The 13,911-nt window shown below is 64.7% G+C and carries 11 protein-coding genes; 5 read left to right on the forward strand and 6 right to left on the reverse strand.

Going from position 1 to position 13,911, the window contains the following annotated elements; genetic code table 11:
* Positions 1–66: 66 nt before the first annotated feature.
* Both ACIQT2_RS11520 and ACIQT2_RS11525 read right to left on the reverse strand, forming a co-directional pair.
* Positions 67–861: a hypothetical protein gene (locus ACIQT2_RS11520; RefSeq protein WP_402946416.1), complete on the reverse strand. Its 795-nt coding sequence runs from the start codon at positions 859–861 to the stop codon at positions 67–69.
* Positions 858–1,949 carry a Gfo/Idh/MocA family protein gene (locus ACIQT2_RS11525; protein WP_402946418.1) on the reverse strand — a complete coding sequence of 364 codons (1,092 nt, stop codon included), beginning with the start codon at positions 1,947–1,949 and terminating at the stop codon, positions 858–860. Before ACIQT2_RS11525 ends, ACIQT2_RS11520 begins: the two co-directional genes overlap by 4 nt.
* Positions 1,950–2,138: 189 nt before the next feature.
* Between ACIQT2_RS11525 and ACIQT2_RS11530 the strand changes: the two genes are divergently transcribed.
* The gene (locus ACIQT2_RS11530; RefSeq protein ID WP_402946420.1) at positions 2,139–3,359 is read left to right on the forward strand and encodes an ROK family transcriptional regulator; all 1,221 of its coding nucleotides are present in this window, start codon (positions 2,139–2,141) and stop codon (positions 3,357–3,359) included.
* A gap of 85 nt (positions 3,360–3,444) precedes the next feature.
* A complete protein-coding gene (locus ACIQT2_RS11535) occupies positions 3,445–4,638 on the forward strand; it encodes a CynX/NimT family MFS transporter (protein WP_402946422.1) in 1,194 nt (397 codons plus the stop codon).
* Positions 4,639–4,839: 201 nt separating this feature from the next.
* On the opposite strand, the gene aceB is transcribed toward ACIQT2_RS11535, so the two are convergent.
* Both aceB and aceA read right to left on the reverse strand, forming a co-directional pair.
* A complete protein-coding gene (aceB, locus tag ACIQT2_RS11540; RefSeq protein WP_402946424.1) occupies positions 4,840–6,492 on the reverse strand; it encodes a malate synthase A in 1,653 nt (550 codons plus the stop codon).
* Positions 6,493–6,698: 206 nt separating this feature from the next.
* The gene (gene aceA, locus ACIQT2_RS11545) at positions 6,699–8,012 is read right to left on the reverse strand and encodes an isocitrate lyase (RefSeq protein WP_402946426.1); all 1,314 of its coding nucleotides are present in this window, start codon (positions 8,010–8,012) and stop codon (positions 6,699–6,701) included.
* A gap of 143 nt (positions 8,013–8,155) precedes the next feature.
* On the opposite strand from aceA, the gene ACIQT2_RS11550 reads away from it, so the two are divergent.
* The gene (locus tag ACIQT2_RS11550) at positions 8,156–9,670 is read left to right on the forward strand and encodes a helix-turn-helix domain-containing protein (protein ID WP_402946428.1); all 1,515 of its coding nucleotides are present in this window, start codon (positions 8,156–8,158) and stop codon (positions 9,668–9,670) included.
* 161 nt (positions 9,671–9,831) lie between these two features.
* A complete protein-coding gene (locus ACIQT2_RS11555; protein ID WP_402946430.1) occupies positions 9,832–11,124 on the forward strand; it encodes a serpin family protein in 1,293 nt (430 codons plus the stop codon).
* 106 nt (positions 11,125–11,230) lie between these two features.
* On the opposite strand, the gene ACIQT2_RS11560 is transcribed toward ACIQT2_RS11555, so the two are convergent.
* Positions 11,231–11,845: a TetR/AcrR family transcriptional regulator gene (locus tag ACIQT2_RS11560; protein ID WP_402946432.1), complete on the reverse strand. Its 615-nt coding sequence runs from the start codon at positions 11,843–11,845 to the stop codon at positions 11,231–11,233.
* Between the two features lie 294 nt (positions 11,846–12,139).
* On the opposite strand from ACIQT2_RS11560, the gene ACIQT2_RS11565 reads away from it, so the two are divergent.
* Positions 12,140–13,069 (forward strand): cytochrome b/b6 domain-containing protein, encoded by a 930-nt coding sequence (locus ACIQT2_RS11565; RefSeq protein ID WP_402946434.1) that lies wholly within the window; start codon positions 12,140–12,142, stop codon positions 13,067–13,069.
* Here the strand turns inward: ACIQT2_RS11565 and ACIQT2_RS11570 are convergent.
* Positions 13,066–13,911, reverse strand: a complete 846-nt coding sequence (locus tag ACIQT2_RS11570; protein ID WP_402946436.1) for a hydroxymethylpyrimidine/phosphomethylpyrimidine kinase — start codon at positions 13,909–13,911, stop codon at positions 13,066–13,068. The genes ACIQT2_RS11565 and ACIQT2_RS11570 overlap by 4 nt on opposite strands.

Consider the following 13,911-nt stretch of genomic DNA (forward strand, 5'->3'; position numbering starts at 1 on the left):
GCTCAACGTTGAGAAGGGCAAATGCTGTGAATGACTGGTACTGCTTCTTGTGAAAAGGGTTGCGAACTAGGAGAGGGTGGACAGGGATTCCGTCAGCGCCGCGAAGCGATGCAGATCGGTGGGAGCAGTGCCGGTGTCGAGGTGGTCCTTGAGCCGGCGCCACGTGGCGCGGTGGGCGGATTCGTAAAGCGTCGGCAGGAGCAGTTCGCCCTGCGGCCCGGTGACTTTGACCGTTGCCGGCCACGCTGCCAACGGTTCCGGAAGCGCAACGCTGGCGCCGCCGTCGTCGGTCAACAGGCTGAGGTGGACGCCTGCGGGACGTGCGCTGGAGACGATGCCTTGCAGCGCCGCGGGCGCGCCGTTGGCGAGCTGCGCGGACACTGTGTAACCGTGCGTCCCCCGGTTGACGAGCCGGAGGTTCTCCAGCGGCCCGGTCAAACGCACGACGGCGGCAAGATGGTCCGCGAGCAGCCCACCTGCGTCACTGCCCGCCGGGGCGGTGGCGACGCTGTCAAGGACGGCGGCGCGGCCGGCCATGGTGCGGACGGCATCCTCGGCTCCGGCCGCGGCGGGGCTGGAGGCCCAGCGCTGGTCGAGGACGATCGCGGTGCCGTGTGCGTCCGCCGCCTGCTGGAGGTCTTCGACGCTTTCGGCTGCCGGGTTCACCACGATGATGCCGCGGGCGCCGGCGTCGATTGCTTCGATAGCCTGGTCCGTCCAGCCGGGGCGGCCGTTGATGACGCGGACATCGGCCGTGGTGGAGGCGTGGGCAAACGTTTCCGGCAGGGAGGCTACGGCCAAGGCCACTGCGCCGGCTTCCTGTGCCTCCGGAGTGGTATGGACCGAGTAGTGCTTGCTCATGCGTGGGCTCCTTCGCGGACCGCCTGCTGGGCACGGTGGTCCGCGTCCACGGCGGCAACCGTGGCTTCGGCGATGTCCAAGGCGAACGTGAGGTCATCGATCAAGGTTTGGGCCGACGGCGGTTGCTTGGTTCCGGTAGCGATGGCTGCCAGTTCGCGCCATTCGCCTTCGTAGCCGTTGTGGTCGAACGGGCCGTGGACTGTTGTCTCGTCGCGGCGACTGAACGTGGTCACTGCGGACCCTGCCTGCACGTAGGACGGGGTGAAATCGATGCGGGCAGCCTCGTCGTCGGAGAAGGCCTCAAAGCTCCATTCGGGCTTCCACGTGCTGTTCATGGCTGCGCGCAACTCGATGGTCCGGGTTGGCGTGCGCAGGGAGATGACGTAACCGAACGGGCGGACATGCCTCGCTTCGAGGACCTCGACCTCGGCGAAGTCGGGGGTGAAGCGGCGGACCAGGGGGAGGTCGTGGATGGCCAGGCCCATGATGCCGCCCCGGAGCATGCCCTTGATGACCTCGACGTCCTTGTAGTCCGGGGTTCCACCGGCAGGACGGGTGATGATCTCCGTGGCGAAGTCCTCGAAGCGGGCATTCGGCGGGAGAACGATCGAGGAGCGGATGGTATGCGCAGTTTCGGGAAGGTCACCCCAGTTGGCTTCCGCGGCCAACCAGCCGGGATCGAAGGTATGCATGGCGCCGACGATGATCGGCACGCCGGTTTCTTCGCTGACGGCCGAGATCTGCGCTGCTTCCTCGGCGTTCCAGGCGAACGGCTTCTCGCACAGCACGGCCTTCTTTCCGGCACGGCATGCCGCGATGACCTGCTCCGCGTGGAACTGGTGCGGGCTGCAGATGGCAACGATGTCTACTGCGGGGTCGCCCAGGAGGGCGTCGATGCTGGTGCTATGGGTAGCGCCCACCCGGGCGGCAACGGATTCCGCAACTGCGGGGTCCACGTCCATGATGTGGCGGACGGTCAGGAGATCGCCGAGGCGGGCGAGGGAGGGCAGGTGGATTGCCTGGGTGACGGGGCCGGCGCCGAGGATGCCGACTCCGAGTGTTCGGGCAGCGTCTGTGTGGCTGGACAAGTTCAGTTACCTCTTCGTAAGCAGAATCAGAACGGTAGATCGACGCCGGCGATACCGGACATCGTTAGTTGTGATGTGGTGCTGCTCACAACCTATGGGGACTTTTGCCGAGCGTCAAGCAAAAGTTGAAATATTCCCGACAATCTTTTGGTGCGTGACACGCATAACCATCCGTGCTTCACTGTTTCCATGACCTCAGCACCCGGAAATGACGCTGGTAAAGACGCCTCGGCGCAGGACGCCGGCAGTCTTTCGCGTGCTGGAGATCTCTTCCAACTACTCCGCGACGGACAGGCCAGGACCCGCGCCGAACTCGCCTTGACTACTGGCCTCGCACGTTCCACCGTCGCCTCGCGCATCGATGCACTCATCAGTTCCGGACTCGTTGGCCCCGCCGGTGAGGCAAGCTCCAGCGGCGGCAGGCCGCCGTCGCGCTTTGCCTTCAACCCGGCCGCGCGCGTAGTGCTCGCCGTCGACGTCGGAGCCACCCACGTGATCGTCGCCGTCACGGACCTCGGCGGAAAAGTCCTCGCCGAACGGCGCCTCAAGCAGGAAGTCGCCGACGGGCCGGAAGTTGTCCTCGGCAGGGTCATCGCGGCGGGCAAGGAACTGCTGACCGAAGCCGGACGCGACGTCGGCGACCTCGCAGGCATGGGCATCGGCCTGCCGGGTCCCGTGGAACACGACACCGGACGCCCGGTCAAGCCGCCGATCATGCCTGGTTGGGACGGCTTCGACGTCGTTCCTTACGTTCAGCGCTCACTGCCCGTGCCGGTGTTGGTGGACAACGACGTGAACATCATGGCCCTTGGCGAACGCACCGCCTATTGGCCCGAGCACGAGAACTTCCTGTTCATCAAAGTGGCCACCGGCATCGGCGCGGGCATCATCAGCAGCGGTGACCTGCAGCGCGGCGCCAACGGTACGGCCGGCGACCTGGGGCACGTCCGCGTGCCGCGGGGCGACGATGTCCTCTGCCGGTGTGGCAACCACGGGTGCCTCGAAGCGCTTGCCTCAGGTCCCGCCGTCGCACGACAATTGGCGGCCCAAGGACTGGAAGCCGTCTCCGGCGCGGACGTCCTGCGCCTGGTGGCCGAGGGAAACCTGCAAGCGATCCAGGCCTTGCGGCAGGCAGGCAGGGATGTCGGCGACGTCCTGGCCACCGTGGTCAACCTGCTCAATCCGTCCATGATCGTGATTGGCGGCAGCGTGGGGGAGGCCGGCGAGCACCTGGTGGCCGGTATCCGCGAGGTGGTTTACCGCCGCTCGCTGCCGTTGGCCACCACGCACTTGCGGATCGGCATCTCCATGGCAGGCGACCGGGCGGCCATCCTCGGCGCAAGCCAGATGGTCACCCAGCACGTGCTGTCGCCCGCCGTGATCGAAGCCACGCTCCAAGCCACCGGTTAGGAACGACTTCCGGCGCTGCGCGGGGTGCCGGCGTGATAGCAATGAAGGTGATGAAAACGCTTCCCGCCACTGTCCGGCCCGTCCCGTGAGCCAGTTCCTCGCCAAAATCCCGCGCGGCTGGCTGATCCTCGCGTGCATAGGCCTCATTGCCCTCAATATGCGCGGGCCGTTCGTCGCCGTTGCTCCCGTGGTGGATTCGCTGCGGCAGGACCTGGGGTTCTCTCCCGTTGAGCTCGGCCTGCTGACTGGCATTCCGGTGCTCTGTTTCTCCCTGGCCTCGCCGCTCGCGTCCATGGCCGGGCGGCGCTTCGGGGCGGAGTTCGCCATCATGCTCACCCTGCTGGGCGTCCTGGCAGGCGTGGTGATCCGTTCCAGCGGTGGCGGCGTTCCTGTCATGGTGGGCACGGTGCTCATCGGCGTGGCCATCACCATCGGCAACATTGCGGTGCCGTTGATCATCCGCAGAGACTTCGCTCCGCGCCGGCAAGCCACCGCGATGGGCGTGTATACGGCTGCGTTGAATATCGGCTCGTTCCTGACCTCCGTGGTGACTGCGCCGCTCGCCGACCTCGTAGGCTGGCGGCTCTCCCTCGCTGCGAGTGCGTTGCTGGCCTTGGCGGCGATCGTCTTCTGGCTGCCTACCGTTGGCGTGCGACGGGCCCTGGTTCCTTCGCCGGTACCGCCCGTGGCTGCTTCGGCTTCCGGTCCGACGCGCGGAGTTGGCTGGCTCGTTGCCGGGCTCACGCTGGGCTTTGCGGGCCAGGCGTTCTCCTACTACGGCGTCACAGCCTGGCTGCCGAGCTTCCTTTCCGACGAGCTCGCCATGGGCACCGCCGAAGCAGGTGCGGGATCGTCACTGTTCCAGATCTTCGCGATTGTCGGCGGCTTGGGCGTGCCACTGCTGGCCCGCTTCTCGAGTACGACGACGGTGGCGGTCACCTTGAGCGTGCTGTGGTTGACCGTTCCCGTTGGCCTGTTGTTCGCGCCCGGCCTGTGGTGGCTGTGGTCCTCGCTGGGTGGGATTGCCCAGGGCGGCGGCATCACGGTCATCTTCATCGCCGTCATCAAGTTCGCCCATTCCCAGGCAGCGGCGGGAAAGATGTCCGCCGTCGTGCAGGGGGTGGGTTACTGCTTCGCCGCCTTGGCTCCGACGATCGTTGGCTACGTCCACAGCGTGTCCGGCGGCTGGACCGTTCCCTTGCTGGTGATCCTGGGCTCGGTGCTCACGTTCTGCATCTGCACCACGTTGTCCGTGCGCTGGGTGGCCCGCCAATCCTGAGCCGCCCGCAAGGTGAGCCCCGCCGTCGTGCGTACCCAACTGGGTCGCAGTTAAGCGCGTTTAGACGGCTCTAAACGCGCTTAACTGCGACTTACTTGGGTGCGGAAAAGCCCCGGTGCTGGGCTGCCTCCCCGACCATCGGGGTCACTTGTTGCGAAGAGTGCAGGCAGCCCAGCGTCGGGGCTTCGGTATGGCCGTTCGCTAGGCGGCGACCAATTCTTCTTGCGTGGCTTCTTCCTTGGCTTCGGTGAGGAAGCGGGCGTAGGCCGGGATGGTCAGGAAGGTGGGGAATTCTTCGGTGAGGGTGACTTCTTCGAAGATGCTGCGGGCGTCTGCGAAGCGGTCTCCGTCGAAGCGTTCCAGCCGGGCGAATTCCTCGTCCAGCATGTCCTGGACCCATTCACGGGAGATGATGTCGCCGTGCTCGGTGATGGCGTGGGCGTGGATCCACTGCCAGAGCTGGGAGCGGGAGATCTCCGCGGTGGCGGCGTCTTCCATGAGATTGTGGATGGCCACGGCCCCGTTGCCCCGGAGCCAGGACTCGATGTAGCGGATGCCTACCTCGATGTTCAGGCGGATGCCGGACTCTGTGATGTTTCCCTCGGTGGTGGAAAGGTCGATCAGGGCGCGGTCATCCGGAGTGACGTCCTCGCGACTGCGGTCCAGCTGGTTGGGCTTGTCGCCCAGTACTGCGTCGAAGACTTCGCGGGCCACTGGCACCAGGTCCGGGTGGGCCACCCAGGAACCGTCGAAACCGTCGTTGGCTTCGCGGGTCTTGTCGGCGCGGACCTTCTCGAAGGATGCCGTGTTGGCTGCCTCGTCCTTGCGGTTGGGCACTGCTGCTGCCATGCCTCCGATGGCCATGGCCCCGCGGCGGTGGCAGGCCCGGACCAGCTGTTCGGTGTAAGCCCGCATGAACGGCTGGGTCATGGTCACCTGGCCGCGGTCCGGGAGGACGAAGCGTGGGCCACGGATGCGGAAGTTCTTGATCAGGGAGAAGATGTAGTCCCAGCGGCCGGCGTTCAATCCGGACGCGTGGTCGCGCAGTTCGTAGAGGATCTCTTCCATTTCGAAGGCGGCCGTGATGGTTTCGATCAGCACCGTGGCGCGGATGGTGCCCTGCGGGATGCCGAGCAGGTCCTGGGCCAGGATGAAGATGTCGTTCCAGAGGCGTGCTTCGAGGTGGTTCTCGATCTTGGGCAGGTAGAAGTAGGGACCCTTGCCCTGGGCCAGCAGGCGCCGGGCGTTGTGGAAGAAGTAGAGCCCGAAGTCCACGATGCCGCCGGCGATCGGCTTGCCGTCGATCAGCAGGTGCTTCTCCGGCAGGTGCCAGCCGCGGGGACGGACCACGATGGTGGGCAGTTCCTCGGCGGGCCTGAGCTTGTACTCCTTGCCCTCGGGGGAGGTGAAGTCGATCCGGCGCTCCAGGGCATCGGTCAGGTTCAGCTGGCCCTGGATGACATTGCGCCACGTGGGTGTGGACGAATCCTCCATGTCCGCGAGCCACACCTTCGCACCCGAGTTCAAGGCGTTGATGGTCATCTTCTTGTCCACCGGTCCGGTGATCTCCACGCGGCGGTCCTCCAGGCCCGGAGCCGGGGGAGCCACGCGCCAGGACGGATCGTTGCGGATGCCCTCGGTCTGCGGCAGGAACCGCGGATCCTGCCCGGAGGAAATCGCGTTGCGCCGAGCATGCCTGGCCTGCATCAGCTCCTGCCGCCGCTCAGCAACAGCACGGTGCAGCTTGCCGACGAACTCAAGGGCGTCGTGAGTGAGGACCTCGTTCTGCCGCGAAATGGGCTGCGCGGTCAAAGTGATGCCGTTAATAGTGAAGTTGTCGGTGAAGCTGTTCATTTCGAGACTCCTAAGAAAATGTTCGACGGCGGCACTTCCGCGGGATGCGCACGAGGCCGGAGGTGCGGTGATGCGGCAGCCTGCGTAAAGGGGCCCTGTGCCCGCCCCCGACCGAGTTCTACGAGGTCTTGGGGCGGGCATGGGGATAGCAGGCAGAGCATTACCGCAGCGGAGGCCGGAGGCGACAACCGCCGTCGGGCGTGTGGTTAGTGGAACTGGCCCTCTTCGGTCGATCCGACCAGTGCGAGGGTGGAAGCGTTCGGGTTGAGCGCTGTGGCGATGTCGTCGAAGTAGCCGGTGCCGACTTCGCGTTGGTGCTTGGTGGCGGTGTAGCCGCGGGACTCGGAGGCGAATTCCTTTTCCTGGAGCTCGACGTAGGCGCTCATGCCTTCGCGGGCGTAGCCGTGGGCGAGGTCGAACATCGAGTAGTTCAGGGCGTGGAATCCGGCCAGGGTGATGAACTGGAACGTGAAGCCCATGGCGCCTAGTTCGCGCTGGAACTTGGCGATGGTGGCGTCGTCCAGGTGCTTGCGCCAGTTGAACGACGGCGAGCAGTTGTACGAAAGCATCTGGTCCGGGAACTCGGCCTTGACGGCTTCGGCGAACTTGCGGGCCAACTCGAGGTCCGGGGTGCCCGTTTCCATCCAGATCAGGTCCGAGTACGGGGCGTAGGCCTTGGCGCGGGCGATGCAGGGTTCGATCCCGTTGCGGACCTTGTAGAAGCCCTCGGCGGTGCGTTCTCCGGTGATGAATTCGCGGTCGCGCTCGTCAACGTCCGAGGTGATCAGCGTTGCTGCTTCGGCGTCGGTGCGGGCAATGACGACGGTGGGCGTGCCTGCGACGTCTGCTGCCAGACGGGCTGCGTTGAGGGTCCGGATGTGCTGCTGGGTGGGGATCAGGACCTTGCCGCCGAGGTGGCCGCACTTCTTCTCCGAGGCGAGCTGGTCTTCCCAGTGCACGCCCGAGGCGCCGGCGGTGATCATGGATTTCATGAGTTCGTAGGCGTTCAGCGGGCCACCGAAACCGGCTTCGGCGTCGGCAACAATCGGAACCAGCCAGTCCTCAACGGACTTGATGCCCTCGGCGTACTCGATCTGGTCGGCGCGGAGCAACGCGTTGTTGATGCGGCGGACAACCTGCGGGACCGAGTTGGCCGGGTACAGCGACTGGTCCGGGTAGGTGTGGCCGGAAAGGTTGGCGTCGGCGGCAACCTGCCAACCGGAGAGGTAGATGGCACGGAGGCCGGCCTTGACCTGCTGCACGGCCTGGTTGCCGGTCAGTGCACCAAGGGCGTTGGTGTAGCCGCCGGTGGGTGCTTCCTCGGTGAGCTGCTTCCAGAGCTTCTCCGAACCACGGCGGGCCAGGGTGTGCTCTTCGGAGACGCGACCACGGAGACGGACGACGTCGGCAGCCGAGTAATCACGGGTGACGCCCTCCCAGCGCGGGTTGGCGGACCATTCAAGTTCCAGCGCTGCGGCCTGCTCTTCTGCGGTCAACTCTGGTTCAAACGATGCGGTCATTGCATGTCTCCTTGGTGGTTCCCGGGCCGGCCTCGGCTGCGTCGTTGCAACGTCGGCCGGCTACCGGGGTCTGTATTTCTTTTTCGTGAGAACTACTTTTCTGCAGTTTCAAGAGGCTTTCTAGAGGAAAACCATGGAAAGAAATGCAGTTCTTCGCGTATTCTCAAGAAATGTCGCCTGTGAGTTGGAGTCGCGACGTCGCGTCGCCGTCGTCGTCCCCTGTAACCCCCGAACTGGACGTGATCAGCCTTGGCCGCCGCGTGCGCCATTTGCGCAAGCAAGCCGGCCTGACGCTCGATGACTTGAGTGCCGCCGTTGGGACCGCCCCAAGTCAGTTGAGCCTGATCGAAAACGGCAAGCGGGAGCCCAAACTGGGTCTGCTTCAGCAGCTCGCCGCGTCGCTGAATGTGAGCATCGACCAGCTGCTCGGAGCAGAGCCGCCGAGTCGTCGCGCGGCGCTCGAAATCGAGCTGGAACGGTACCAGCGCGGGCCGCTCTACGAGTCCCTGAACCTGCCCAAAATCCGCATCAGTTCGCGGCTTCCGCTGGATGTGCTGGAGTCCCAGGTGGGGCTGCTGCAGGAGCTCGAACGCAAACTCAACGAGCAGGTCGCGACGCCGGAAGAAGCCCGCCGCGCGAACGGCGAATTGCGTGCCATGATGCGTGAGCGCGGTAATTATTTCCCCGAGTATGAGGCGGAGGCGCAGAAGGTCCTCAAAGGGGTGGGCTACACCTCGGGCCCGCTGAGCCAACACGTCATTGCGGACATCGCCGAGAACCTCGGTTTCTCGCTGCACCACGTGGGCGATTTGCCGCATTCAACGCGCTCCGTGACGGACTTGAAGAACCGCAGAATTTACCTCACGCAGAACCAGCGGCAGGACCACGACCCCCGTTCGGTGCTGCTGCAGGCTCTGGGGCACTACGTCCTGGGTCACGGAACGCCACGCAACTACGGTGACTTCCTGGCACAGCGGGTAGCCACCAACTACTTCGCGGCCGCGCTCTTGTTGCCCGAGCAGGCCACCGTGGACTTCCTTCAGAAATCCAAGGCGGCCAAGGAAATCGCCGTGGAAGACATCCGGGATGCGTTTGCCGTGTCCTACGAGACCGCAGCGCACCGCTTCACCAACCTCGCGACGCAGCATCTGGGCATCACCACGCATTTCCAGAAGACCCACCAGTCCGGCATCATCTACAAGGCCTACGAGAACGACGGCGTCGCCTTCCCCCAGGACCACACCGGCGCCATCGAGGGGCAACCGTCGTGCAAAGCGTGGACCTCCCGGGCCGTGTTCGACGTCCCGGACAAGTTCAGCGCCTACAGCCAGTACACGGATACTCCGTCCGGTACATACTGGTGCACGGCCCGCACGGAGCGATCCGCAGCGGGGGAATTCTCGCTCAGCATTGGGGTGCCATACCAGCATGTGAAGTGGTTCCGGGGGCGGGAAACCACTGCCCGCGCAACCTCCACCTGCCCGGATCCGAACTGCTGCAAGCGCCCGCCCGCCGCCCTGGCGAACGAGTGGGCCGGAAATGCCTGGCCCTCCGCCCGCGCCCACTCGCACCTGCTGGCGGCCATGCCTCCGGGTGCGTTCCCAGGTGTGGACGAGACCGAGGTGTACTCCTTCCTTGAGGCCCACTCGGTGCGCTGAGCCCACCCCAGGAATCCAACCCTCTATCACCTTCCGGCCTCTTTTCGCGATCCCTCTATCACCTTCTTGCAACATTCGGGCATCCCTCTCTCACTTCACGTGAGTTTGGACTGCTTCCGGGGCACCATGAAGCCATCACCGTTTCACAGGGGGGAAGTGTCATGGCCCGGACCTTGCTGAGGTTTGCTTCAGTATCTGTGGTGGGCGCGCTGGTAGCCCTGGCTGCCTGCGCGCCCCAGCCACCCGCCGTCGTGCTGTTGAAGGCCGACGGCGTCACCCGGCTTTCGGTGCAAACGGGGGACTACGACGCGCAACTGGAGGCCCTGAACGTTTCCGCGCGGAAGCTCGGGGACGCGCTCCTGACCGACGGAGGCGACGCAACGAACGGCAACGTGGTGGTCTCGCCGGCCAGCTTGCTCATCGCGCTGGGCATGCTGCGTGCGGGGACCTCGGGGGCGACGGCGGCGGAGATGGATGCGGTTCTCGGCCTGCCTGCCGAGGGCCGCGACGAGGCCATGAACGCGCTGCTCACCTCGCTGGAAAAGTACGACGGCGACCCCGGCTCGGTTGACGAGGACAACCCGCCGCGGAAGCCTGTAATGCACGCTGCGAACGGGCTGTTCGTGGAGCGCTCGATTCCCACCGGGCAGGATTTCCTGGCGACCCTCGGACGGCACTACGGAACGGGCGTGTACCCGGTGTCGTTTCAGGACGAGGCTGCGACGAAGCCTGCGATTGACCGCTGGGTCAGCGATAACACCGGCGGGCGGATCAAGGAGGCTCCCGCCGGATATGACCCCAAGAACACGTTCAGCCTGGTCAATGCGCTGTACTTCGCGGCCGCGTGGCAGGCCCCCTTCAGCGCGAACGACACCTATGACCGGCCCTTCACCAAGGCCGGCGGCGAGGTGGTGAACGTGCCCACCATGGGTGAAACGGTCAGTATGAAGTACGCAGTGGCTGCTGGCTGGAAGGCCGTGGACCTGCCGTACGCTGAAGGTTTCGTGATGCGCCTGGTACTGCCCGACGCCGGTACGCCGGGTTCGGATTCTCCGGCTGCGGTTTCGGCTGAGGTGCTTGCTGGTGTTGAGAAATCGTTGGCTGAGGCTCCATCGGACGTGGTCACCATCGCGCTCCCGAAGTGGGACCACAAGACCACCTTCGACCTGCGGAAGGTGTTCGCATCCCTGGGGCTCAAGGAGATGCTGGCGACGGAGAGCGATTTCGACGCCATCCAGGGCGGGATGAGGCTCACCCAAGCGGCCCAGGCTGCAAACATCAAGGTCGCCGAAAAGGGGACGGTGGCGGCTGCGGTCACCCAGATCAACGCAACGGATTCTGCTGGCACGGCTTCCGAGCGCGAAATCATCCTGGATCACCCGTTCCACTATCAGATCGTTCACTCGGAGACGGGGTTGCCGTTGTTCACGGGGTGGGTTGCGGATCCACGGTGAGGGCTGCTCGGAGACTGGGGCACGGGCGAGTTCGCGGCAACCGCGCGGTGACGCTGAAAGTTTCCGGGGGCCTTCGGCGGTTTCCCGCGACCTTGGTGCAGGCCTACTAACCAGCCAGCCGCGCTACCAGGATCGCCGCAGCGTTGACGACGTCGTCCGCTTCCCGTTTGGTGGCACTCAAGGCGACCTCCTGGCCCGCAACGGTGATGATGTCCGTGATCACGGCGACGGTAAGCCGTCCCAAGGTGTCCTCGCTGGTGCCGAGAAGAACCGAGTTTTGCCGCACCCATTCGCGGCCGCGTTCGCGCCGGAGGACCTCGAAGCCCGGGGGAGTGTCGCCCTCGATGAAGACGCGTTCCAAAGCCCGGTGTTCCCAGGTGTAGTCGAAATAGCTGCGGCTGCCGACGTTGAACAGCGCGAGGGGGTCGCTTTCGCCGGACCGGCGGGCCTTGGCCACTGCAGCAGCGACGAGCCGCTCGTGTTCATTCTGGTAGTCGTCCCACAAAGCCAGGAAGAGCTCAGTCTTGCCGCCGAAGTGGTGATACAGGCTGCCAACGCTGGAGCCGGAGCGCGCAACAATGTCCGAGATTCCGGCGTCAGTGAAGCCCTGTTCGGAGAAGACCGCAGCAGCTGCATCAAGGAGGTTCCGCCGCGTTCCGGCAGTGCGCGACCATTGCCAGGAACCGGAATGGACGGCGGCGTCGGACGTTTTACGAACCATCGGTCCTCCTTGGTGCAGCGTCGGTGTGTCGTTGGGCTGAATTCTGGAACGTGGCCCACTGGAATCTCCCGGCGATGCCACAGAATCCTTGACCCAGCCCCAAGCTACAGGAAATAATTCTGGAAGTCTGTTCTAGAAATATGTATTGCAGTATGTCACCAAATGCTGCGATTTTTGACGCCGAACGCCCCAAAACCCGGGTGCCGTTTTCACCGTTGGGCAGCAACTGGTTGAATCGCTATGAGAGAGCGCCAACTGGTCGCACGCCAACAAGCCAGAGAGGAACGCGGCCTGATGTCCGTTTCAAGCAAGTCGTCCGGGATCACGTCGAACTGGTGGTTCAAACCCGTCGTCGTTACCGCAGGGGCTCTGGTCGTCGCACTGATCCTGGTGCTCATTGCCATCTGGCTGCGAACCCTGGATCCCGTCAAGCAGTTCCTGGTTGACTACCCCGGACACTCAGCCATCCCCGAAGGAACTCCCACCGGATTCCCGGCCTGGCTTGGCTGGCAGCACTTCCTCAACATGTTCTTCCTGGTCCTGATCATCCGATCGGGCTGGCAGGTACGGACCACCACCCGTCCACCGGCGTACTGGACCCGGAACAACAAGGGCTTCATCAAGACCAAGAACCCTCCCACCAAGATCAGCCTGGATCTCTGGTTCCACCTGACGCTGGATGCGTTGTGGGTGCTCAACGGCATTATCTTCATCGTGCTGCTCTTCGCGACCGGCCAATGGCTGCGCATCGTGCCCACCAACTGGGACGTCTTCCCGAACGCCGTCTCGGCAGGACTGCAGTACGCGTCGCTGAACTGGCCCGTGGAAAACGGCTGGAACAACTACAACTCGCTGCAGCTGCTGACCTACTTCATCACGGTCTTCATCGCCTCCCCGCTGGCCATCATCACCGGTCTGCGCATGTCAGGTGCGTGGCCCAAGAAGGCTGCGGTCAACAAGTTCTACCCGATCGAACTGGCCCGCAAGATCCACTTCCCCGTGATGATCTACTTCGTGGCGTTCGTGATCGTCCACGTGACGCTGGTCCTGGCAACGGGCGCGCTGAACAACCTGAACCACATGTACGCCTCGAACAACGACGTCAGCTGGTGGGGCTTCGGTATCTTCGCAGCGTCCATCGTGTTCACGGCGGCCGCGTGGTTCCTGGCCAGTCCGCTGTTCCTGCGCCCGATCGCCTCGCTCATGGGCAAGGTTTCGCGCTAGCTCAGCGCACCACCCTGCCACAGCGCATCAAACGGTGCGCCCGAGGCGACGCGGTTCTTGATGCCCGTGGTTACGAAAGCCTTGGCCGTGCGGGCAGCTTCCAGCGGGGTGGCACCCTTGGCCAGTTCGGCAGTCACGGCTGCAGCAAGCGAGCAACCGGCACCGGACACGGCAACCTCGCCCACCTTCGGCGCGCGGAGGACTTCCAGCGTCTCGCCGTCGTAGAAAACGTCGACGGCGTCAGCACCTTCCAGCCGCACCCCGCCCTTGGCCAGGACTGCTGCGCCGCTGAGTTCGTGGATGCGAATGGCGGCGGCCTTGAGCGATTCCTCGTCCGTAATGGTGAGCCCGGACAGGGACTCGGCCTCGAAGTGGTTCGGCGTGACGACCGTGGCGAGCGGAAGAATCTGGGCTTTCAACGCCTGGTCGGTGTCCAGTGCGTGGCCCGGCTCTTGGCCCTTGCAGATCAGGACCGGGTCCAGCACGACGTTGGCAAAGGATCCGTCGGACAACGCCTTCTCAACCGTGCTGATCGTCGCCGGGCTCCCGAGCATCCCGATCTTCACGGTGTCCAGAACCGAAGGTGCGCCGGAAGCGGCACCGTAGGCCGCCGTCGTGGCTTCCAGTTGGTCCGCGATGACCTGCTGGTCCACCGGCACAAAGCGGTGGTTCCACTGGTCCTTGGGATCGAACGAAACGATGCACGTGAGGTTGACGATGCCGAAGACTCCCAGTTCCTGGAAGGTCTTGAGGTCGGCTTGCGCACCGGCGCCGCCGGTCGCTTCCGAGCCGGCGATGGTCAGTGCAATGGCAGGGGAAACGGCTGAAGTCATGGTTTCCAT

It is taken from the genome of Paenarthrobacter sp. NPDC090522, assembly GCF_044769225.1.
In the GTDB taxonomy this organism is placed as follows: domain Bacteria; phylum Actinomycetota; class Actinomycetes; order Actinomycetales; family Micrococcaceae; genus Arthrobacter.